The sequence below is a fragment of the Methanofollis fontis genome (assembly GCF_004297185.1).
Lineage (GTDB): Archaea > Halobacteriota > Methanomicrobia > Methanomicrobiales > Methanofollaceae > Methanofollis > Methanofollis fontis.
Genome location: NZ_PGCL01000003.1, coordinates 322,769 through 341,554, shown reverse-complemented (window position 1 = coordinate 341,554; position 18,786 = coordinate 322,769). Strand labels below are relative to the sequence as shown.

General features: G+C 56.9%; 22 protein-coding genes. 7 read left to right on the top strand and 15 right to left on the bottom strand.

The window, feature by feature from the left end; all coding sequences use genetic code 11:
- Positions 1-9 precede the first annotated feature (9 nt).
- Positions 10-1,800 carry an SLC13 family permease gene (locus CUJ86_RS08525; protein WP_130647143.1) on the bottom strand — a complete coding sequence of 597 codons (1,791 nt, stop codon included), beginning with the start codon at positions 1,798-1,800 and terminating at the stop codon, positions 10-12.
- A 153-nt stretch (positions 1,801-1,953) separates the two neighbouring features.
- Entirely contained in the window at positions 1,954-2,724 is a 771-nt protein-coding gene (locus CUJ86_RS08520) for a dienelactone hydrolase family protein (RefSeq protein WP_130647142.1), read from the bottom strand.
- A gap of 226 nt (positions 2,725-2,950) precedes the next feature.
- On the opposite strand from CUJ86_RS08520, the gene CUJ86_RS08515 reads away from it, so the two are divergent.
- Together CUJ86_RS08515 and CUJ86_RS08510 are read left to right on the top strand one after the other, a co-directional pair.
- On the top strand, positions 2,951-3,223 hold the full coding sequence (locus CUJ86_RS08515) for an ACT domain-containing protein (protein WP_130647141.1): 273 nt from the start codon (positions 2,951-2,953) through the stop codon (positions 3,221-3,223).
- Positions 3,224-3,234: 11 nt separating this feature from the next.
- Positions 3,235-4,599: a PFL family protein gene (locus tag CUJ86_RS08510; protein ID WP_130647140.1), complete on the top strand. Its 1,365-nt coding sequence runs from the start codon at positions 3,235-3,237 to the stop codon at positions 4,597-4,599.
- 26 nt (positions 4,600-4,625) lie between these two features.
- Here CUJ86_RS08510 and CUJ86_RS08505 read toward each other — a convergent pair whose 3' ends face one another.
- From CUJ86_RS08505 to CUJ86_RS11845, 10 genes are all read right to left on the bottom strand, one after another.
- On the bottom strand, positions 4,626-5,483 hold the full coding sequence (locus tag CUJ86_RS08505) for a cupin domain-containing protein (RefSeq protein ID WP_130647139.1): 858 nt from the start codon (positions 5,481-5,483) through the stop codon (positions 4,626-4,628).
- Positions 5,484-5,549: 66 nt separating this feature from the next.
- Positions 5,550-5,909: a putative zinc-binding protein gene (locus CUJ86_RS08500; protein ID WP_130647138.1), complete on the bottom strand. Its 360-nt coding sequence runs from the start codon at positions 5,907-5,909 to the stop codon at positions 5,550-5,552.
- The gene (locus tag CUJ86_RS08495) at positions 5,909-6,319 is read right to left on the bottom strand and encodes an arsenate reductase ArsC (protein ID WP_130647137.1); all 411 of its coding nucleotides are present in this window, start codon (positions 6,317-6,319) and stop codon (positions 5,909-5,911) included. The genes CUJ86_RS08500 and CUJ86_RS08495 overlap by 1 nt, the downstream gene beginning before the upstream one ends.
- A 6-nt stretch (positions 6,320-6,325) precedes the next feature.
- Complete coding sequence (locus CUJ86_RS08490; protein ID WP_130647136.1) at positions 6,326-6,709, bottom strand: DUF2703 domain-containing protein; 384 nt, start codon at positions 6,707-6,709, stop codon at positions 6,326-6,328.
- A 12-nt stretch (positions 6,710-6,721) separates the two neighbouring features.
- On the bottom strand, positions 6,722-7,177 hold the full coding sequence (locus CUJ86_RS08485) for a putative zinc-binding protein (RefSeq protein ID WP_130647135.1): 456 nt from the start codon (positions 7,175-7,177) through the stop codon (positions 6,722-6,724).
- A gap of 5 nt (positions 7,178-7,182) precedes the next feature.
- The gene (locus tag CUJ86_RS08480; RefSeq protein WP_130647134.1) at positions 7,183-7,416 is read right to left on the bottom strand and encodes a thioredoxin family protein; all 234 of its coding nucleotides are present in this window, start codon (positions 7,414-7,416) and stop codon (positions 7,183-7,185) included.
- A 5-nt stretch (positions 7,417-7,421) separates the two neighbouring features.
- Positions 7,422-7,673, bottom strand: coding sequence for a hypothetical protein (locus CUJ86_RS08475; protein WP_130647133.1), 252 nt, complete (start codon positions 7,671-7,673; stop codon positions 7,422-7,424).
- A 7-nt stretch (positions 7,674-7,680) separates the two neighbouring features.
- Positions 7,681-8,754 carry a permease gene (locus tag CUJ86_RS08470; RefSeq protein WP_130647132.1) on the bottom strand — a complete coding sequence of 358 codons (1,074 nt, stop codon included), beginning with the start codon at positions 8,752-8,754 and terminating at the stop codon, positions 7,681-7,683.
- Between the two features lie 51 nt (positions 8,755-8,805).
- Positions 8,806-9,732 carry a permease gene (locus tag CUJ86_RS08465; protein ID WP_235855626.1) on the bottom strand — a complete coding sequence of 309 codons (927 nt, stop codon included), beginning with the start codon at positions 9,730-9,732 and terminating at the stop codon, positions 8,806-8,808.
- A gap of 70 nt (positions 9,733-9,802) precedes the next feature.
- A complete protein-coding gene (locus tag CUJ86_RS11845) occupies positions 9,803-9,949 on the bottom strand; it encodes a hypothetical protein (RefSeq protein WP_207231400.1) in 147 nt (48 codons plus the stop codon).
- 218 nt (positions 9,950-10,167) lie between these two features.
- On the opposite strand from CUJ86_RS11845, the gene CUJ86_RS08460 reads away from it, so the two are divergent.
- The gene (locus CUJ86_RS08460; RefSeq protein ID WP_130647362.1) at positions 10,168-10,506 is read left to right on the top strand and encodes an ArsR/SmtB family transcription factor; all 339 of its coding nucleotides are present in this window, start codon (positions 10,168-10,170) and stop codon (positions 10,504-10,506) included.
- A gap of 313 nt (positions 10,507-10,819) precedes the next feature.
- On the opposite strand, the gene CUJ86_RS08455 is transcribed toward CUJ86_RS08460, so the two are convergent.
- Positions 10,820-12,190 carry an alpha/beta hydrolase family protein gene (locus tag CUJ86_RS08455; RefSeq protein ID WP_130647131.1) on the bottom strand — a complete coding sequence of 457 codons (1,371 nt, stop codon included), beginning with the start codon at positions 12,188-12,190 and terminating at the stop codon, positions 10,820-10,822.
- Positions 12,191-12,373: 183 nt separating this feature from the next.
- A complete protein-coding gene (locus tag CUJ86_RS08450) occupies positions 12,374-13,123 on the bottom strand; it encodes a TrmB family transcriptional regulator (RefSeq protein WP_130647130.1) in 750 nt (249 codons plus the stop codon).
- Positions 13,124-13,526: 403 nt separating this feature from the next.
- On the opposite strand from CUJ86_RS08450, the gene CUJ86_RS08445 reads away from it, so the two are divergent.
- From CUJ86_RS08445 to CUJ86_RS08430, 4 genes are all read left to right on the top strand, one after another.
- A complete protein-coding gene (locus CUJ86_RS08445) occupies positions 13,527-13,919 on the top strand; it encodes a hypothetical protein (protein WP_130647129.1) in 393 nt (130 codons plus the stop codon).
- Positions 13,920-13,975: 56 nt separating this feature from the next.
- The gene (locus CUJ86_RS08440) at positions 13,976-16,339 is read left to right on the top strand and encodes an efflux RND transporter permease subunit (protein ID WP_130647128.1); all 2,364 of its coding nucleotides are present in this window, start codon (positions 13,976-13,978) and stop codon (positions 16,337-16,339) included.
- A gap of 479 nt (positions 16,340-16,818) precedes the next feature.
- Positions 16,819-17,193 carry a hypothetical protein gene (locus CUJ86_RS08435; protein ID WP_130647127.1) on the top strand — a complete coding sequence of 125 codons (375 nt, stop codon included), beginning with the start codon at positions 16,819-16,821 and terminating at the stop codon, positions 17,191-17,193.
- A 120-nt stretch (positions 17,194-17,313) separates the two neighbouring features.
- Positions 17,314-17,550: a hypothetical protein gene (locus tag CUJ86_RS08430; RefSeq protein WP_130647126.1), complete on the top strand. Its 237-nt coding sequence runs from the start codon at positions 17,314-17,316 to the stop codon at positions 17,548-17,550.
- A 539-nt stretch (positions 17,551-18,089) separates the two neighbouring features.
- On the opposite strand, the gene CUJ86_RS08425 is transcribed toward CUJ86_RS08430, so the two are convergent.
- Entirely contained in the window at positions 18,090-18,644 is a 555-nt protein-coding gene (locus CUJ86_RS08425) for a hypothetical protein (protein ID WP_130647125.1), read from the bottom strand.
- Between the last annotated feature and the right edge of the window lie 142 nt (positions 18,645-18,786).

Genomic DNA, 18,786 nt, shown 5'->3' with positions numbered 1-18,786 from the left:
AGCAGGTAATCATACGAAGACCAGATAAATCCATCCTGAGACGATGATGAGATAGAGGATCGTCAGGATGCCGCCGGCCTTCAGATAATCCCGGTTGTGATAGCCCCCAGGAGACATGAGAAAGGCGTTCACCTGGTGGGTTGGCAGAATGAACGAGTTCGAGGCGGAGATTCCCACAAGAAGGGCCAGACCTCTGGGATCGATCCCGGTTTCGGCGCCGACCAGCAGCACGATCGGGACCAGGATGACGACGGCCCCCATATTGGACATGAACAGGGTAAATATGGTCGTCAGTGCACCGATGCCGATGAAGAGCAGGACCGGGTGGGCGCCCCCGATGAGCGAGAGCAGACTGGCCGCGATCAGTGACGCCGTGCCTGTATTGATCATCGCAATCCCGAGCGGGATGAGTCCGGCCAGCAAAAACACGGTCTTCCAGTCGATCGAGCGGTAGGCCTCATCGATCCCGAGCACACCGGTGAGAATCATCGCCAGGGCACCGGTAAGCAGCCCCATGGCGATGGGTATCCCGGTCAGGGTGAGGGCGATCCCGCCGATAAAACAGAGAAGGGCGATCGGCGCCTTCTCTTTCTGGACCGCCGGTTCATCGACCGGGGTGGAGAGCACGAAACTCGGGTCGCCGGCCAGAGCACGGATGTTGTTCCACGGGCCGAAGACCACGATGATATCGCCGGCCGAGAGGGGGACGTCAAAGAAGTCCATGCGCATCTCGGCGTCCCGGGAGGAGAGCAGGATGGGTTCCACGCCATAGGTCTTCCTGAAGGTGATCTCGCGGAGGCTTTTCCCGGCCAGCGGGGCGTGCGGCCTCACCAGCACCTCGGCAAAACCGGCGTTCTCTCCCCCCACCTCTGCGGAGAGGCGGGCCTGGTCGGGTCTGCGCACCAGGGAGAAGTCGGACGCAAACCTGGCGGCATCCTCCGTCTTTCCGAGGAGCGTGATGGACTGTCCGGCACGCAGGGGGGTGTGCCGCCACGGTGCATAGAACACATCCCTCTTGTCGGTGATGGCCAGGAGATGCAGGGCGTATTCGGCCTTCAGGCGCACTTCCTCACGTTCTTTTCCGTTGAGGGAGCTGTCAGGGGGGATATGGTAGTGGTGCATGCCGGTGGGGAGCTGCCAGGTTTCCACCAGGTCCTCCTGGCTTCCCGGCCTTCGCCCCTCCGGGCGGCCACCGGGGAGGACGTAGTCCCCGAGCAGGAGAAAATACAGGATTCCCGAAACCAGGAGGATGAGGCCCACGGGCGTCACGGCAAAGAACCCGAACGGTTCCAGACCGCTGGCGGCCAGAAGGTCGTTCTGGATGATGAGTGCGCTGGAGCCGATCATGGTGAGGGTGCCGCCCAGGATGGCGGAAAACCCCATCGGCATGACGAGCCGCGAGGGCGGAATTTTTGTCCTCTTTGATATCCGCATCAGGGCGGGAAGAAACAGGGCGACCGATCCGATGTTCTGCATGAATGCGGAGAGACCGCCCACGACAGCAGAAAATGTTGCCAGCAGCCGTTTTTCGTCTGTCCCGGCCACACCCACGATCGACCTGCTCAGGCGCCCCATTATCCCCGTGCGTTCGATGCCGCGGCCGAGTATCATGATCGAGATGACGGCGATCACCGCATTGCTGGCAAACCCCGAGAACGCCTCCACGGGAGTGACAAGCCCGAACCAGAAGAGCATAACCAGTACGAGAAGGGCGACGACGTCGACCCTGATCGCTTCGGTGATAAAGAGCAGGACCGTGACCCCGAGCACAAGGAGCATCAGAATGATCTCGGTCTCCATCCCCCCCTCCCCGGCATGCGGTCTACCCCTCCACCCCCGATTGATGCGGCCCTGACATTAAAGTGATCGGTGCCGGCGCCACCAGGGTGGGGGGAGACAGGTCCACCGGTCCACCCCCATCCGGGTGGGGTCTGAAGATTTCAGGGGCGATGATCACCCGAGCGTCCGGGTGAAGAAGTCCACCATCTCCCTGTATGCATCGTGCGCCACGGCACTCTCAGAAAGCATCCCCTCCTCGATCATGAAGCCGTGCGGTTCACCCTGGTAGACCTTCAGCTCAAAGTACACGTCTGCGGCATCCAGTTCTGTCGCATACCGGTAGATCTCCGCCACCGGGCTTGGCTGGTCGCGTGTGCCGTGGATGATCAGCATCGGGTCGGTGATCGTGCTGAGGAGGGTGGCGGGGACGGTCTCGTTGTTGAACCCGCCGGAATAGGGAAAGCCGTACCAGGCGACACCCGACGAAAACTCCTCAATTTGCGGTAGAAAGAGCATCGTATACCGGCCCCCGGCGCAGAAGCCGGTCAATCCGAGACGTTCGGTGTCGACATCCGTGCGAGTGCCCAGGTAGGCAACAGAATCACGGACAAGCTGCTCCACCACATCGTCGGACGGCGACTGCTCAAATGTCTGCCACTCCGGGGCGATCACCACAAATCCCTCGCCTGCAAAACGGTCCGTCATCTCCCTGTAGCCGGGTTCAAGCCCGTTGAACGAATGGATGAGCACGATGCCGGGATTTTGGCCGGTTTCCTGTGGTGCAGCGAGATACGCAGGGAAGGTCTGGCCCCCGCTGGTGATATTGACTGATGTATTCACCGACGCTCCCTCCTCCATGCCGTCGCCTGCTGCACCGCCTGAATTAACACATCCGGCCAGACAGACCAGCAGCACGATCATGCCGATACACAGTACCGATCTCATCTCTCCCTCCAGGGGGGGATGCGTCCCCCTCTCTCCTCCCCTGATAAATAGGTTCTCCGGAAGATTCCTGATAGGCGGATATGCCCTGGTGCCGGTCCTCGCGCTCTTCGCCCCTCTCCCCGGACCGCTGAGATTCAGGGCGGTTTCATACGGAATCGCGGGCACCTGCCCTTTGGGCGGGATTAATCCCCATTACCGCCATACTCGTATAGGGATGAGTTCGAGCATGAAAAAAACCATCATCACTGTCGTGGGAAAGGATGCGGTCGGGATCATCGCCAGGGTCTGCACCTACCTTGCAGACAACCAGGTCAATGTCGAGGACATCTCCCAGACCATCGTGCAGGGCTACTTCAATATGATGATGATCGTCGACACCGGCAGGTCACCCCGACCGTTCGGTGAGATGGTGCGTGATCTCGAGGAACTCGGTGATGAGATCGGCGTGCGGATCAGATGCCAGCATGAGGACATTTTTACAAAAATGCACCGTATCTGAGAGGAATCCGGATGATCAACATCTTTGAGGTGAACGAGACAAATACGATGATCGAGCAGGAAAACCTGGATGTCCGCACCATCACCCTGGGCATCAGCCTGCTGGACTGCTGTGACGCCGACCTGGACGTCCTGAACCGGAATATCTATGATAAGATCACCCGCCTTGCACATGACCTCGTCTCCACCGGCCGCGAGATCGAATGCGAATATGGGCTCCCGATCGTCAATACACGCATCTCCGTCACCCCGATAGCACTGGTGGGGGGTCGGGCCTGCCGGTGCCCGGAGGATTTCGTGACGATTGCACGGACGCTGGATGAGGCTGCACGGGACACCGGGGTGAATTTTCTCGGAGGCTACTCCGCTCTCGTCTCAAAGGGGATGACGAAGGCCGATCGAGACCTCATCCGCTCCATCCCGGGGGCCCTCTCGTCCACCGAACGGGTGTGCAGTTCGGTGAATGTCGGTTCCACCAGGACCGGCATCAACATGGATGCCGTCAAATTGATGGGCGAGATCATCAGGGAGACCGCAGAGGCGACACAGGAGAACAATTCCCTGGGGTGTGCAAAACTGGTCGTCTTCTGCAACGCCCCGGACGACAACCCCTTTATGGCCGGGGCCTTTCATGGCGTGACTGAGGCGGATGCGGTGATCAATGTGGGTGTCAGCGGTCCGGGTGTCGTCAAGCATGCCCTCGAGGGGGTCAGGGGGGAGAACTTCGAGGTGCTCTGCGAGACCGTTAAGAAAACGGCCTTCAAGGTCACTCGGGTCGGGCAGCTGGTGGCGCAGGAGGCCTCGGAACGGCTGGGTGTCCCCTTCGGCATCGTCGATCTCTCCCTGGCGCCGACGCCTGCCGTGGGCGACAGCGTGGCGGAGATCCTGGAGGAGATGGGGCTTGAGTCCGCGGGAGCGCCCGGGACCACCGCCGCCCTCGCCCTGCTCAACGACCAGGTCAAGAAGGGGGGTGTCATGGCAAGTTCGTTTGTCGGCGGACTCAGCGGCGCCTTTATCCCGGTCAGCGAGGACCAGGGGATGATCGATGCCGTCAACCGCGGCGCCCTGACGATCGAGAAGTTGGAGGCGATGACCTGCGTCTGCTCGGTCGGGCTGGATATGATTGCCATCCCGGGCACGACGTCCGCTGCCACGATCTCCGGCATCATCGCCGATGAGGCGGCGATCGGCATGGTGAACCAGAAGACCACCGCCGTCCGCCTGATCCCGGTGATCGGAAAAGATGTCGGGGATACGGTGGAGTTCGGCGGACTGCTTGGTCATGCGCCCGTCCAGCGGGTGAACCCGTTTGGCTGCGAGGATTTCGTCAACCGCGGCGGCAGGATCCCCGCGCCGATCCACAGCTTCAAGAACTGATGAGAGGGGACGGGCCGGTGCCCCTCTTATTCCAGCATCTCTGTTTTTTCCTCGGTCCATGCCGGATCGACGAAGGAGAGGATGGCCGATGTCGATTCTGCCGCATTCCGGTAATTTTTGACCTGATCGGATGGGATATAGGCGGCGCTCCCTGCCGGGACCAGAATGGATCCGTTCTCCGGCCAGAACACCTCGACCTCGCCGTGGATCACATAGATCACCTCTGACGAACCGTTGAGGCGGTTGTATCCGACCGAGCCATCGGTCTGGAGTTCTGCATATGCGAGGCTGTAGCCGATCGGGAGGTCCATCTCCGGCATCAGCACCGGGTTTGCCAGGGTATAGATCATCACCGTTCCATAGTCCCACTCGATCCCCTGCCCGGGATCGGGGATGACAATCGGCCTGCCGTCAGTCGCCGCCAGATCGTCCCCGGGCACCTCGATCGCCGGTGTGAAGGGGGGCTGGACCACATCGATGTACCGGAGGTCGTCATCGCCGGCGGCGGCGATCGACTGGAGCGCCCCTTCGGGCAGGATCACGGTCTCGCCCATCCGGGCGGTGAGCGTGCTGTTGTCGCACCGGATCGTCGCCTCGCCGCCGATCACGTGGAGCAGTTCCGTGCTCCCCAGAAGTCGGTGCGGGGGTGTCGCATTGCCCGCTTGAATGGTGATGATTGCCAGGCTGTAGTTTGCCGGGGCGCCCGGGCTATCCTTCCCGATGATCTCGGCACAGGTCGCCTGACCGTCAAAGATGGAAAATGGGTCCGCAGGCGTGAGCAGGCGGATGCCCGTATCCTCTGCCTTAGGGGAATCCGCCGAGATGCATCCGGCGGAGAGGAGGATGAGCATGATGGTAAAAAACAGGTGGGGAATCCTGTGCATGGATAGGAATCGGCGGAAGGAAAAATAAATCCGATTCTCTCCTGCCTGATGCATCGAAAGACGGCATCACCCGGCAGGATCGCCGTCCAGCCGCCTCCTGCACGCGGCAAGGAGCATCTCAATCTCCGTATAATGCGGCTCTTCCATCCCCCGTTTCTCGATCCCGCACGAGGTGGCGACGACATGCAGGTCCGGTTCAACGCCGAGCGCCTGCACCCTTTTCATCCCGCAACAGTCGCCGCAGCCGTCCAGCACAAAGATTTTTTCGGCGTTGTGCAGGCTATCTTCCAGCGACACCTTAGGTCGGGTCGCCGGGACGCACGCCTCGATTATCCGGCCGCAACGGTGCAGGAGCACCGCCCCGGTCTGCGCCGTCAGTCGCCCGGTGCTCGATACCCCGGAACAGACGACAAGGGTGAACCCCATTACACCGCCCCGAAGGTGCCGTCGATCCAGGCGGCGATTGCATCTCGGATCCGCCGCACCCCCTCCATGATCTCCTCCTCGCTGCCGCTGAGGCGGGCGGGGTCAGGGAAACTCCGTTGGACCGTTTCTTTCGCCCAGGGGAAGAGCGGGCAGGTACCGGCCTCGCAGACCGCCACCAGCACGTCCATCTCCTCTCCGGCAAAGGTCGAGATGTGCTTTGAGCGCTGTGCGGAGATGTCGATCCCGATCTCGGCCATTGCCCGGACGGCGCAGGAGTTCAGCCCTTCCCGCGGTTCGGTCCCGGCGGAACAGGCCTCATAACGCTCGCCGTAGCGGGCGTTCAGGTAGCCTTCCGCCATCTGGGAGCGGCCGGCATTGTGGGTGCAGACAAAGAGCACACGTTTTTTCACGTCTCTTCACTCCACCGCCCGCAGCGCCGCCCGCCTGATCAGGTCGGCGGGCACGGCCTCATGGCTCTCCTCCCCGCAGACGACCGCCCGGCACTCTGCATCGGTCCCGGTGATGCAGGAGCAGGAGACGCAGGGCGTCATCTCCACCCGCACCTCGTCGAGGAGGTCCTCGATGGGCACACCGTTGAAGAGGATGGTGTTGGACTCATCGATCCGCTCAGGCGGGAGCACCGTCTCTGTCACCCGCACCCGGATCCGCCGGGCCGAGAGCATGGGGCGGATCTCCTCCACCACCTCTGCAAGGGTCCGTCCGGTGGCGGCGCACCGCTCGCAGGTCGCCTCGACGCTCTCGCCGATATGCCGCCATTCAACAACAAGGGTACCGGGCATTCTCCCCTCCTTTCAGCAGCCCCCGCCGCATCCGCATCCACAGCCGCCTGTTCCCGGCTTCTTTCTCTCAGGAGCAGGCATTTTCCTGCCCTGCCCCTCCCAGGCCGCCGAGACGACCGTCTCGAGGTCGTCCTCGTCGACGGTCATATCGCCGATCTTTTCGATCCCGAGGTCGGTGATCACGATGTGCTGGTCGGGTTCGATGCCCGCCTCCGCGGCGATCTTTCCGGTGCATTCGACCGGGCATCCATCGATGACGACGATCTCGTCGGCGTCCCCGACCTTCTTCATCACGGAAGGGGTTATGATGGCCAGGGAGGCGGTGCAGGCCTTGCTCCCGAAGCCCTCCGCCGTGAGGGCGACCGCCGCAGCATTCGAGAGTTCGCCGACGTTTGAGGCGCCAGAGCAGGCGAAGATGATCCGCCTGGTCTCGATCTGGCTGCAGGTGCAGGTGCAGGTATCCGCCATTCCCATCACCCCTGCAGGATCTCCCTGATCTCCTTCACGTCGGCCACGCGGCCCGAGACCTTCAACTCGCCGTCGACGATCAGCGCCGGCGTCAGCATCACGCCCCTGTCCATGATGGCGGTGATATCCTCCACCTTCTCGATCTCGGCCGGGATCCCGAGTTCAGCAACTGCCTTCTCGACGTTCTTTGCCAGGCGCCTGCATTTCATGCAGCCTGTTCCAAGCACTTCAATCTTCATGATAGTCACCTCATTTCATATTCCCTGAGCAGGGCCGCGCGGTAGGCCGCTTCGGCCGCACCAGGGACGTAATTGTAGATTTTTATCTGTTTCAGGAGTTCGTCGGCGATCGAATCGGCGCTGTGGAGGTCCATCTCCCGCACCCCGTCGATGGTGTCGTCGAGCATGGCGAGGCCGACGACGATCCCGCCGACCTCGATCTGCCTGATACGCCGCATCGCTTCGGCGGCGCAGCATGGTCTGTTCTTTTCTGTCATGATCTGATCACCCGATAATCATGCCGTAGACAGAGCCGGCGAGGGCCGAGAAGAGGATCACGAGCACCGCATATACGGCGGTCTTCTTCGGGCCCATCACCCGCGATATCACCAGCAGGGAGGGGAGGCTGACGCTCGGCCCGGAGAGGAGGAGGGCGAGCGCCGGACCACCGGCCATCACGCCCGAGGTGTAGCCGAAGGTCGTCCCGATCACCGGCACCTCCAGCAGGGTGGGCATGTAGAGGACCGTCCCGACGACCGAGGCGAGCAGGGCCGACTGGAGAGAGTTCGTCCCGAAGAAGGGGCCGAAGGTCTCGGGCGGGAGGAAGAAGGCGAGCATGCCGAGCAGGAAGGTGCCGACCACGAGGATCGGGAAGATCTTCTTCGTGAGGTCCCAGGTCTCCCATCCCCACTCGGTCACCTCGTCCCGCTCGAAGAAGTAGATGAGCAGGACGGTGATCCCCAGGGTGAGGGCGTAGATGACCGGGAACTTGATCATCCAGTCGGCCTGGGCGGTGCCGGCGATCAGGATGCCGACCAGGAGAGCGAAGAAGAGCGGGAAGACCCAGCGCGGCCGCTCCTCGTCGCTCCCGGCAGGAGTCTGCGGCATCGCCGCCATCTTCTGTTTTGTCTCGGCGTCGTGGGAGCGGAAGAGCGTCGCCATGACCAGACCGATCACGATGGCCAGGACGATCGCAAACAGCGCCCTGGCGAGCCCGAGGTCGAAGCCGAGCACCTTTGCCGTATAGACGATCGCAAGGATGTTGATCGCCGGTCCGGCGTAGAGGAAGGTCGTGGCCGGCCCGATGCCGCTGCCCCGCTTGAAGAGCCCGGCGAACATCGGGAGGATCGTGCAGGAGCAGACGGCGAGCACTGTTCCCGAGACCGATGCGAGCCCATAGGCAACGCTCTTCTTTGCATCAGGGCTGAAGTACTTGAGGATCGCTTCCTTCCGGATGAACGCCGCAATGGCGCCGGCGATGAAGAACGCCGGGATCAGGCAGGTGAGCACGTGCTCGGCGAGATAGTCGAGCAGGGTATCCCAGCCCAGGAGGAGGGATCCGATGAGCATCTCGATCATGCTTTTTCTCCGTGTGTTGCTGGTGGTCGTTGTTCGTCTCTCTATTCATCGTTATGCCGGGAGAAGGATCCCGAATGCACACCCCGCAATGACGGCGATCCCGAGCACAGTGGCGACGAACGCCGCCACCAGCCGCCGCTCGAAGATCGCCGAGAGCAGGGTGATCTCAGGGATGCTCGCACCGGCACCGCCGATGATCAGGGCCATCACCGCCCCGACGCCCATCCCCTTCTGGAGGAGGACGGCGCTGATCGGGATGATCGTCTCTGCCCTGATGTACATGGGGACACCGATTGCCGCCGCTGCCGGGATGGCGAGGGGGTTCTCCGGCCCGGCAACCGATATGATGAGATTGGCGGGGACGAAACCGTAGATGAAGGCACCGATGCCGGCGCCCAGGAGGAGGTAGGGCAGGACCTGGCGGAAGAGGGAGATGGCGAAGTGCAGGGCCGACCGGAACCGCGGGGCGTGGCGCTCTCTGAACCCTCCGCCGGCGCAATCACAGGTAGAAGGCGCCTTCATACCCTCTATGGTTACCTCTCTGACATATTTCTCAAAGCCGAACCTGCTGAGGAGGATGGCAAGCAGTATGGCCGCACAGAAGGTGATGACGGCATATACCGCCGTCGGCACCGGTCCGATGAGGGCGGCGAGGAGGGAGAGGATCACCGGGTTGAGGAGCGGGGACGCGAGCAGGAATGCCATGCAGGCGGCGAAGGGGATCCCGGCGTTCAGCAGCCCCACCAGGATCGGGATGGTGGAGCAGGAGCAGAACGGGGTGAGCGCCCCGAAGAACCCGCCGAGCACGGTGGCCGTGCCCTCGCCCTGCCCGGCGAGGGTCCGCCGGATCCGTTCCTCCGGGACGTAGGCGTGGAGCAGTCCGACGAGAAAACTGATCCCCACAAAGAGCAGGAGCAGTTCGCCGGCGATCACGGCGAAGAACTGCCCGGCGGAGAGAAGCATCTCAGTGATTGCCATCGCCCTCCCTCCGCTCCGGTCCCGCCCTGCCGGTGTGCCGTCGCATTGCCATTACCCGGGCGTTGTCCGCTCAATCCTTCTCTTCAGGCTTCTTCTCTTTCGGGACGATCCGTACGCCCCCGCAGCAGCCGCATTCGCATTCCTTTCCGCCCATCGCGCGCAGGCGGGAGAGGAACCCGCCTTTTTTCTTCTCACACTCTTTTTCTGTCAATTTCATCACCGTGCCGCATTGTTTCAACTTTATTTGAACTAATGTGAGCGGCAATCGGATATATAGGTTTCCATTTCATCATTTTTTGAAATGCCCTTCCCGTGCGGTCGTGGAGGCAGACGCCATCGGACCGATGCTTATATACCCACAGCCATTTCACGACTGGATGAAACAGAGGAGGTCAGTCCCGTTTGGAAGAGTACACGAGATGCAGGGAGGAGGCCATGATCCTCCCCGAGGGGATCGAGGAGTCGCTCTGCCGGTGCGGCGGCATCGATGGGCTGGTCGAGCGCCTGCCCGGCGACGCGGAGATCGAGGCGAGGTGCATCCTCCACCGTGCGCTCGCCGATCCGAATCGGCAGAAGATCCTCTCCATGCTCGCCGTCCAGCCCCTCTGTGTCTGCGTGATCAAGGCCGTGCTCGAAATCGCTGACTCCAGGCTCTCCTACCATCTCTCGGTTCTGAAAAAGGCCGGGCTGATCCAGGGAGAGCAGCAGGGCAACTGGATCATCTACCGCCTCACTATTGAGGGGGAGCGGTGGATGTCGGAGAATCGGGATTAGCCCTGCAGGATGGATGGGGGCGCCCCTTCCGGTTAAGCAATCCTTATATCAGTAATTTTCGCCCGATCAGTCGATACATCGACCCCCACAGATGCCCTCAGACCGCCGATCTCGAGGTGGGCCTGCACGAACATCCTGTATAATTCCTGCCCCTCATATCGCCGCAATGGCCCCGTGATCCTGTCGTTTTGCAGTGATCGAAGCGACATTCTCCGTTTTATTTCATGGCCGAAATCCGCCCCTGGAAAAATCGGTTGAAATCAAAAAAGAACACTGATGTGCCCTTTTTTCAGGGCCGGGAGGGGGTGCCCCCTCACCCGCTCATTCCCATCCGGTCGTCGAGCCAATCGAACTTGGCGGCAAACGATTGGGCAAACGCCCCGAGCTGGCAGTGCGATCCGGCACCGTAGTCGTCGGAGAATACCATGAGGTCGCGCTCGCAGGTGAGGTGGTCATAGAGTGCCTGTGCCTGCACCCCGTCCGGGTCGAAGTGATCGGCCGCACCGGCGCAGACCAGCGTGGGGCACCGTATCTCTTCGGCGATTCCGGCGAGGGAAAACTCCATCCACTTCGCCCAGAACTCTGCCGGCGAGGCGGCACTGAAGACGAACATCCCGTTCTCGTTCAGCCAGCGGGTGCCGGTATCATGCGCCATGGCACCGAGGATGGCATCATTGAACTCCGCCGGATCTGTCTGCAGCCATTCCTGCAGGTCGTCTTCCGTCAGGTTCGCGGGCGCTCCGCCGCCTTCCTGCAGGTTCTGAAGCAGGTTCTGTCCGACGTCGTAGGTGCCTCCGTCCGCCACTAGCGCCGTGATCCGGGGCTCATATGCGGCACCGCGGGGGGCGAGGTAGCCCCCGAGCGATATTCCCCAGAGTGCGATCCGGTCCTCGTCGACGTCGGGCCGACCCGCCGCATAGTCCACGACAGGGGCGATCACGTTCTCCCAGTCGGCACGGAACGGGATGTGCTGGACCCGGATCACTTCGCCCTGGCCCGGACCCTCGAATGTCAGGACGTTGTAGCCGCGTCTGATCCCTTCCATTGCATATGGGTGGAGCTCCTCCTGGCAGCCGTCAAAGCCGGTCTGGACGATGAGGAGCGGCCTGGAAATGCCAGAGTCGTCGACGGTGTAGAAGTAACCCGGCAGCGTCGTGTTCTCGTACGGGATGGCGACGATCTCGTACGGGACGACATCGAGGGCGATGGCGTCTCGGAATGCGTCCCGGCTCTTGCTCCAGGTCTCCACGATGCGGGGGTCGGCGGGATTGCCGTGCAGGAAGAACTCGGCCGTGCGGTAATATGTTGCGGCCCGGTAGTATGCCTCCATTGCGGAAACCCTGTGCCCGGCCGCGAGGCTCCCGTCACCCGCGGCCCTGAAGGCGTCCGCCGTCCTGTTCCATTCGGTGTACCAGCTCTCGAAGTCTCCTTCCTGGATCCTGGATGCAGTGGCGAGGCACTCGCCGATATCGGCCTCTCCCGCATACGAGGCGCCGATCGTCCGCCTGAGCTCGAAGGCGAACTCCTGGTCCGTAAACACGAGTGAAGAGCCGTCAGCGGCAGGCGCGGTGACGGCAGGGGAAGCCGAAGGTTGCTGAACAGGGCCGGTGCAGCCTGCAGAAACGGCAAACAAAACAGTGATGAGAAGAGTGATCGTGATGGTGAGGGCTCTCCCGTGTTTCATGATGGTTCATGGAAACGTAGCGTAACAGGAATGATAACGGTTGCGGAAGTCCCGGGGGATTTTTATCTCATCGGACGCACTCATTCCAGGTGCCAGATATGTTGGCTGAGATGGAATTTTCTTAAAATCTTCTTCTCATCATATAATTCCATCTAGGTTCTGGTTTTGAACCTTCATGAATAATCATTCGTCACCAAGCATTTTCATAAAGGCCCTTATTGTGTATACGAGCTGCGGTGACTGCGCAATCACTCCTGTAACCGTTCCCTGCGTTTTTCCTATAAAAAAGCCCGTTGACTCATCTATTAACAGATTCATCTTGGCTTCGTGGACACCATAAACATTTTTTTCCATAGAGGTGACCTTTTCCATCATGGAGTACATTTTTTCTGGATATTCGGTCACTCTCAAATTGGTTCCTGCAAAATCATCTTTGTTTTTCGCATAGATCTCGATATTTACTCTCCGTTTAATTTTTTTTAATTCCGGCAGGATCCATCCGAGAAGGGAAGGGTCATAAACAAGAATAATAATCTCTCGGTCTGCACCCTGGATAAGTGTCTTTATTCTGTTTTTAATGCCCCATTCCGAGGAAATAGCCCATATGGGAGAGGGCGGTTTCGAGTTGAGATGAAGATTTGAAAGATATTCTATCGATTCATTTATTGAGTTATTCATCTCTGTCTTTAGTTTGTTGAGTATTGCGCCGGGATTATCGGCATAGAAATATGAAGGATTTCCGTTCTGGATTTCGATATAATTTTTGTCAGAGAGACTTCGTAATACCGAATAAATTCGTCCCTGCGGAACACCGCTGGTTTCATGAATTTCACGGGCGGTTGCCATTCCAAAACCCACGAGTGATATGTACGCCCTTGCTTCATATTCGGTAAATCCAAGCCTTCTAAGGGTTTTAATTGTCGTCTCTCGCATTTACAACTCCAAGAGTTTTAATAATCGTATTGGATCCGTATTGATATATAATTTCAGCAGCAGGACATTTGAAAAAGCGAAACGTTGCGATAGGCCCTTTGATTGGATTTTTAATTGATTTCCCCGGGGAAGTACAGAGGTGAACTATACTGCAATACCTGCTTTTATTAAAAAAATCCCTTTTTTACGATTTTTGGATCATAACTTCAGGAGTTGGACATCTATTATCATCTGACGGGTTGATTTTATGATGAAGTCCAGAGAAATCTGTTAGATTACAACTGGAATATATTTAATGTCGCAATTATGACGTTGAATGTTTATTCTGGTTATTTGTCAGGTTCTGGAAAACCGGATACGTTTTCGGCTTCTAAAATTGCGTTTTGGCTTAATGAGGTTTGTAATGAACACAGAAATGAGCGTCTGTAGCTGTCACCGTCACAGAGATGAAAAAGATCTGGAGACCAGAGGCATCTGGGATGATGCTGGCTTTAAACCTCCGCAGTTTTATGTGCAGCTTATTGAGTTCCTTCATCTTTCGTTTTTACATGGGGGATATGTCCCTTTCTCTTGCTTCGAAGCGACATTTGAGGATAAAGGTTCACAAACTGATACTGGCTTATTTCTAATCAACGACAGAAAAAGAATGTTCCGTTTTGCAGAAAGTATGGGTATTGACGGTTTCAAAGGCGATGATGACCTTGTTGCCGCCAGGATTACCCTGAACATAATCTCTGATTATATTCTGCCCGGAGATATCCCCTCTGCCACAGAGAGCATGAATTTTTCCAATTAATGACAGAATGACACGGGAATATTCTATTTTGAAGGTTTGAGACATGACGCCGGAATATGTACGATTCAGGTTGGAGGATGACACCATTGAAATCACCGCTTGAGTATATTGCAGAATCGATAAACAATAGGCCGTTTGTCGTTGTAGGTCTGATAATCACAGTGTTATTGCTGGGAGTATATGGCGCTACGATGATAACAATGGAGACGGGAACCGAGACGTACCTTGATACAGATAAGCCGGTCGGTTCTCTTCTCATGCATTACAGCGATGTATTTGGATCAGATGCTGTAGTATTGATGGTTGAAGGAGAAGATGTAACACGACCTGATGTATTGAATTATCTTGAGACCCTTGAAGAAGATCTCAGCGATGAAAGATATGTCACAGGTGCCTCGGGAATTGTTGATCTTATAAAAGCGTTTAACAATGGAGTTATTCCGAAGAATCAGGCAGAGATCGATGCTATTCTTAATTCGCTGCCTTCTGAGTATTTAGATGCTCTTCTTCCTTCAAAGATGATGACTCTTGTCAGTATTCCTCTTGAAGCAGGTATTCCTGATGCGGCACAGGAGGGAATTGTCAACAATGTGGATAATATCATCACTTCCTCGAATCCTCCGGCAGGAATCAAGGTGACTGCTACCGGGAGTCCTGCATTCAGTGTAGAGATGGAGGAGGACATGCAGAACAGCATGGGGACTCTCATCGCTCTTGCAATGATCTTTATGGTGATTGCAATGTTTCTCCTGTTTGGCCATGTCAGATACAGGCTCCTCCCTGTTTTTATCGTGTTCTGCGGTATTCTTTTAACATTCGGGGTAATGGGATTTGCAGGAATACCTGTCACTTCGATTGTCATTGCAGCATTTCCTGTGCTGATAGGTGTAGGAGTGGACTATGCAATTCAGTTCCAGTCCAGATTTGATGAAGAGATAAAAAAATCCTCAATGAAAGAGGCTGTATTTACAACAGTCACGAATTCCGGGCCTGCAATATTTTTTGCCATGTGTGCAACTGCCCTTGGGTTTGTTTCATTAATCATTCTTGCACCGTCACCGATGATTTCAGGCTTTGGAACAACATGTATCATTGGAATTGCATGCTGTTATCTTTCGGCAATGGTCGTCATTCCTACTTTTGCAACAGTCGTTAAATATAAGCCCAAGACGGGCGGGTTGAATCCTCTTGATCAGGCAGAGTCCTGTCAGCTCGACTGGAAGGGATGTGATCATGAGCCTGTTGTTACGCCTGGAACAAAAGGCTCTTTTATGGAGAAATATGATGTCGCAATCGGGAAACTTGCCGGGAAGATTGCACGAAATCCGGTCCCCCTTCTCGTTGCTCTCCTGATGCTTACTGCAGTCGGAATACAGCTTGATGAAACGATTATCATCGATACGGATGAGGATGCAATGGTACCGCAGGATATGCCCGCGATGATATCGATGAATAAGCTGAGAAGTTTCTTAGGTTCAACAAATACCATTACAACATTCGTCAAGACAGATTCTGTGCTGGACCCTGATACGTTGCGCTGGATAAATGATTTTGGAGAATATGAACTGTCGAAACAGGATCAACTTTCGGGTGTTAAAAGTATTGCATCATATCTGAAACTATACAACAACGGGGTTCTCCCGACAGAAGTTACTGAGATAGAAAGAGTCTGGAATCTTATTCCCGAGAGTACAAGAGAAAGATACGTAAACGGGAATATGGAGACTGTCATGGAATTTTCGATGGAGGATATCTCCATCCCTGCAGCCCAGGCACTCATCGCGAATATGCAGAAAGATCTGGATTGGTACACTCAGCATCCAGGCATGAGCGTCTCATATACCGGTCAGATGGTGATGTTTGCTGATCTTATCGATGGAATAGAAGAAACCAAGAACCCGATGACAGTTGTTGGATTTGGCCTGATTCTCCTGTTTTTAATATTATTGTACAGGAGATTCACCGCGGTCACGCCGCTTGTTCCGATTATAATGATTGTAGGCTGGAATGGGATTATCATGTACTCATTGGGACTTACATACACGCTTCTTACGGCATGTCTTGGTGCGATGACCATAGGTGTTGCGTCAGAGTACACGATTGTTATGATGGAGAGGTACCTGGAGGAAAAAGAGAAGGGACTGGATACGATAACAGCAATTCAGACATCTGTACAGAAGATTGGAGCAGCAGTTTCCGTATCTGGTCTTGCAACAGTCTGCGGTTTCTCTGCACTCACTCTGTCTTCGTCCCCGATTATCCTGAACTTTGGAATAGTCACTGTTATTGCAGTCGGGTTTTCGATTATGGGTGCAATTATTGTAATGCCTGCCGCAATATCATTATTTGAGTCGATAAATGAATTAATCGGAAATAGAAGCCTCAATCGAGCAGGGGACTCTCTCAGGCAGAATAATTGAGATTCCTGAGATGCAGCGGTGACTTGAACAAAATAATAATTATTTGATGTTAAATATCAATTTATTGTCCCTTCACGTTTTTTTTGAACTCAACCTTAAACAACTGACTTTTTCCCTCCAGGCGAGTGTGCCGCGACACATAGTCCTGTGATGAATATGTGTACGCCCGGTTAGTAGAGCGGCAATTTTTTGGGGTTTCTATAACCTGTGAAATGGGTGCGAGAGGCGGAGCCTGGCCCATGGGTGGCGAGCGAGGGGGCCGGCGAAGCCGTGGATTCCTGGACGGGCCCGGTGCAGCCTGCAGAAACGGCAAAAAATATGGTGATGAGAGGAGTGGCCGCAATGGTGAGGGCTCTCCCGTGTTTCACGGAAACGTAGCGTATCAGGAGTGATAACGGTTGCCAGGAGCATGAACAGCAGCAATCCAATCGGAAGGCGTGAATATGATGGTTCGCGCCCTCGGGTCTCACCGGAGAGACATGCATCCAGAGCAGGGCGGTCCAGATGTTCTTCAGGAGAAATATCGAGTTTTTTGCATGCTGCATGCGGGCAAGATATCCCGTGAACACATCATTAAGTTAGAAAAATGTGTGACTGGTACACAAAATACGTTGGAAAAATGTGTACCTGGGACACATAATGAGCATATCCCAAAAGTAAGTGCGGCAACCATCTTCTTCAGTACGCCTGATTTCATCAGGGTGTCGGGTATTCCAAAGGAGAGCGGGACGAAGATCCTTAAGGAACTGGCAGACAACGGCATTGTGGATATACTTCAACAAGGAAAAGGGAGAAAACCAAATATCTACGCATTTTATCGGCTCATGGCTATCTCTGAGGGGGGGCGGTTGTGAGTATTCTGGTACAGGTAAATCTGTTTGTGCGTATCAGGATGCCTATCCAATACGTGCAAGAGATGTTGTGCATACCACCATCCGCACAAAAGAGGTTGGAGGAACGGTTGTGAGACCTCCATGTCTCATAAAAAATCGTGTGCGACAGCGATGAGGGACAACGGCGTGCAGGAGAATGCCCGCCCCACACCCTCGCCAACGCCCTGGACCGGCGAGCCCGCCGGAAGGCCGGGATCGATCCTTTCGGACCAGGCACAGCGGTTCGACTTCGCCAGGGACACGATCGCCCGCGAGAGCGTGCGGATCACCTCGTATGAGGACGACGCCATCCTCGCCACCGTCGAGGCCCTGAACTGAGGGGGATCTTTCCCCTTCTTCTCCCGTGCCGCAATCTCTCTATTTTGGGCGTATTTTCCGATTTTGAGCGCTTTGATCTCGACAGTGCAGGCGGATTTTTGGATCCGGGAGTTCTGGCGATATTTTTGGATTTGAGGAGAAATTTGGGCATTTCATGTGGAGTTCTAGGGGCAGATAGTTGGTGTCAGGATCGATGGGTTGGAATGGTGGGGAGAGGGGACGAAAAGGGCGGGAAATCGGGCGGAAATAGGCCGGATCAGGGGGTGCATCAGGACGTTTGCGCCCGGGTTTCCGGGAAGATGTGTGCACCCCTGATGGTTGTCACGGTCTTCGGTGGGTTTCTGGCGTTGTCGTCCTTGTTTTGGTGGAACTGTTCTGCAACCAAACTTAACCCGGACGAAGGAGTTCGGGGCACTGGTGTTGCAATCCTTTTTTCGTGGAACCTTTCTGCAACCAGGGCAATTAGGGCTGCGAAAGAGGAGTATAGTATCGTTGCAATCCTTTTTTTCGTGGAACCTTTCTGCAACCAGGGGCGGGCGCTACCCCGTCCTCCCCACCGTCTCCACCGATCCGTCCCGCCCATAGCGGCGGACAAAGGAGGGGGAGCAGACCTCGACCTCCATCGGGTAGCGCTCGATCACCGGGAGCTGACTGAGCACCGAGGAGCCCTGGAAGGCCGAGAGGATGAGCTTGGGCCAGTTCTCGACCTGCCGGCAGCGCCCCCGGATCTCCTCCAGGCAATCGTCACTGGCAGCGTCCAGGGAGAGGCGTTCGCCGCCGATCCCGCCGATAGAGTCGTCGGCCAGCGCCACCACCCCCGGGTCCCTGATGACATGGTAGGCGATCATGACGAGGGCGTCCTCCAGGATATGGCCGGGCCCGCCGGGGATCCAGGTGATCCGGCGGTGCGGGTGTCGGCGGGGCCCCTCCTCCCCCCTGGGCGGGCGTGTGTGGAGGGGCGGTGCGAGCCCCGGGCGGGTGAGCACCCATGCGGGGCGGCTATTCTCGGAGAGGAAGACCTGGTGCGTCGGCATGAGCCCGTCGTGGTAGGGGTGGGGGCTCCCGACCAGGATCTGTGCGGTGATCGTTCCCATAGAGGAGGGAGGTGGGAGAGAGAGGATAAGGGTTGCGTTCTGGTGGTGCGGATGTTTCAGGGACGGCCCGGTTCTGCCCGCCGAATAGTCACATTAATCACGACATTCACAATATTCACGCAATTATATTCACATCTGTATC

What these genes read in the sequence shown, in the direction of transcription:
- CUJ86_RS08450 (WP_130647130.1), bottom strand. Translation starts at nt 13,123, where the DNA reads ATGCGAGAGACGACAATTAAAACCCTTAGAAGGCTTGGATTTACCGAA.
- CUJ86_RS08505 (WP_130647139.1), bottom strand. Translation starts at nt 5,483, where the DNA reads ATGCACAGGATTCCCCACCTGTTTTTTACCATCATGCTCATCCTCCTC.
- CUJ86_RS08430 (WP_130647126.1), top strand. Translation starts at nt 17,314, where the DNA reads ATGTCTCATAAAAAATCGTGTGCGACAGCGATGAGGGACAACGGCGTG.
- CUJ86_RS08500 (WP_130647138.1), bottom strand. Translation starts at nt 5,909, where the DNA reads ATGGGGTTCACCCTTGTCGTCTGTTCCGGGGTATCGAGCACCGGGCGA.
- CUJ86_RS08455 (WP_130647131.1), bottom strand. Translation starts at nt 12,190, where the DNA reads ATGAAACACGGGAGAGCCCTCACCATCACGATCACTCTTCTCATCACT.
- CUJ86_RS11845 (WP_207231400.1), bottom strand. Translation starts at nt 9,949, where the DNA reads ATGAAATTGACAGAAAAAGAGTGTGAGAAGAAAAAAGGCGGGTTCCTC.
- CUJ86_RS08465 (WP_235855626.1), bottom strand. Translation starts at nt 9,732, where the DNA reads ATGGCAATCACTGAGATGCTTCTCTCCGCCGGGCAGTTCTTCGCCGTG.
- CUJ86_RS08485 (WP_130647135.1), bottom strand. Translation starts at nt 7,177, where the DNA reads ATGGCGGATACCTGCACCTGCACCTGCAGCCAGATCGAGACCAGGCGG.
- CUJ86_RS08490 (WP_130647136.1), bottom strand. Translation starts at nt 6,709, where the DNA reads ATGCCCGGTACCCTTGTTGTTGAATGGCGGCATATCGGCGAGAGCGTC.
- CUJ86_RS08445 (WP_130647129.1), top strand. Translation starts at nt 13,527, where the DNA reads ATGAACACAGAAATGAGCGTCTGTAGCTGTCACCGTCACAGAGATGAA.
- CUJ86_RS08435 (WP_130647127.1), top strand. Translation starts at nt 16,819, where the DNA reads ATGCATCCAGAGCAGGGCGGTCCAGATGTTCTTCAGGAGAAATATCGA.
- CUJ86_RS08425 (WP_130647125.1), bottom strand. Translation starts at nt 18,644, where the DNA reads ATGGGAACGATCACCGCACAGATCCTGGTCGGGAGCCCCCACCCCTAC.
- CUJ86_RS08460 (WP_130647362.1), top strand. Translation starts at nt 10,168, where the DNA reads ATGATCCTCCCCGAGGGGATCGAGGAGTCGCTCTGCCGGTGCGGCGGC.
- CUJ86_RS08480 (WP_130647134.1), bottom strand. Translation starts at nt 7,416, where the DNA reads ATGAAGATTGAAGTGCTTGGAACAGGCTGCATGAAATGCAGGCGCCTG.
- CUJ86_RS08520 (WP_130647142.1), bottom strand. Translation starts at nt 2,724, where the DNA reads ATGAGATCGGTACTGTGTATCGGCATGATCGTGCTGCTGGTCTGTCTG.
- CUJ86_RS08475 (WP_130647133.1), bottom strand. Translation starts at nt 7,673, where the DNA reads ATGACAGAAAAGAACAGACCATGCTGCGCCGCCGAAGCGATGCGGCGT.
- CUJ86_RS08515 (WP_130647141.1), top strand. Translation starts at nt 2,951, where the DNA reads ATGAAAAAAACCATCATCACTGTCGTGGGAAAGGATGCGGTCGGGATC.
- CUJ86_RS08440 (WP_130647128.1), top strand. Translation starts at nt 13,976, where the DNA reads ATGTACGATTCAGGTTGGAGGATGACACCATTGAAATCACCGCTTGAG.
- CUJ86_RS08470 (WP_130647132.1), bottom strand. Translation starts at nt 8,754, where the DNA reads ATGATCGAGATGCTCATCGGATCCCTCCTCCTGGGCTGGGATACCCTG.
- CUJ86_RS08510 (WP_130647140.1), top strand. Translation starts at nt 3,235, where the DNA reads ATGATCAACATCTTTGAGGTGAACGAGACAAATACGATGATCGAGCAG.
- CUJ86_RS08525 (WP_130647143.1), bottom strand. Translation starts at nt 1,800, where the DNA reads ATGGAGACCGAGATCATTCTGATGCTCCTTGTGCTCGGGGTCACGGTC.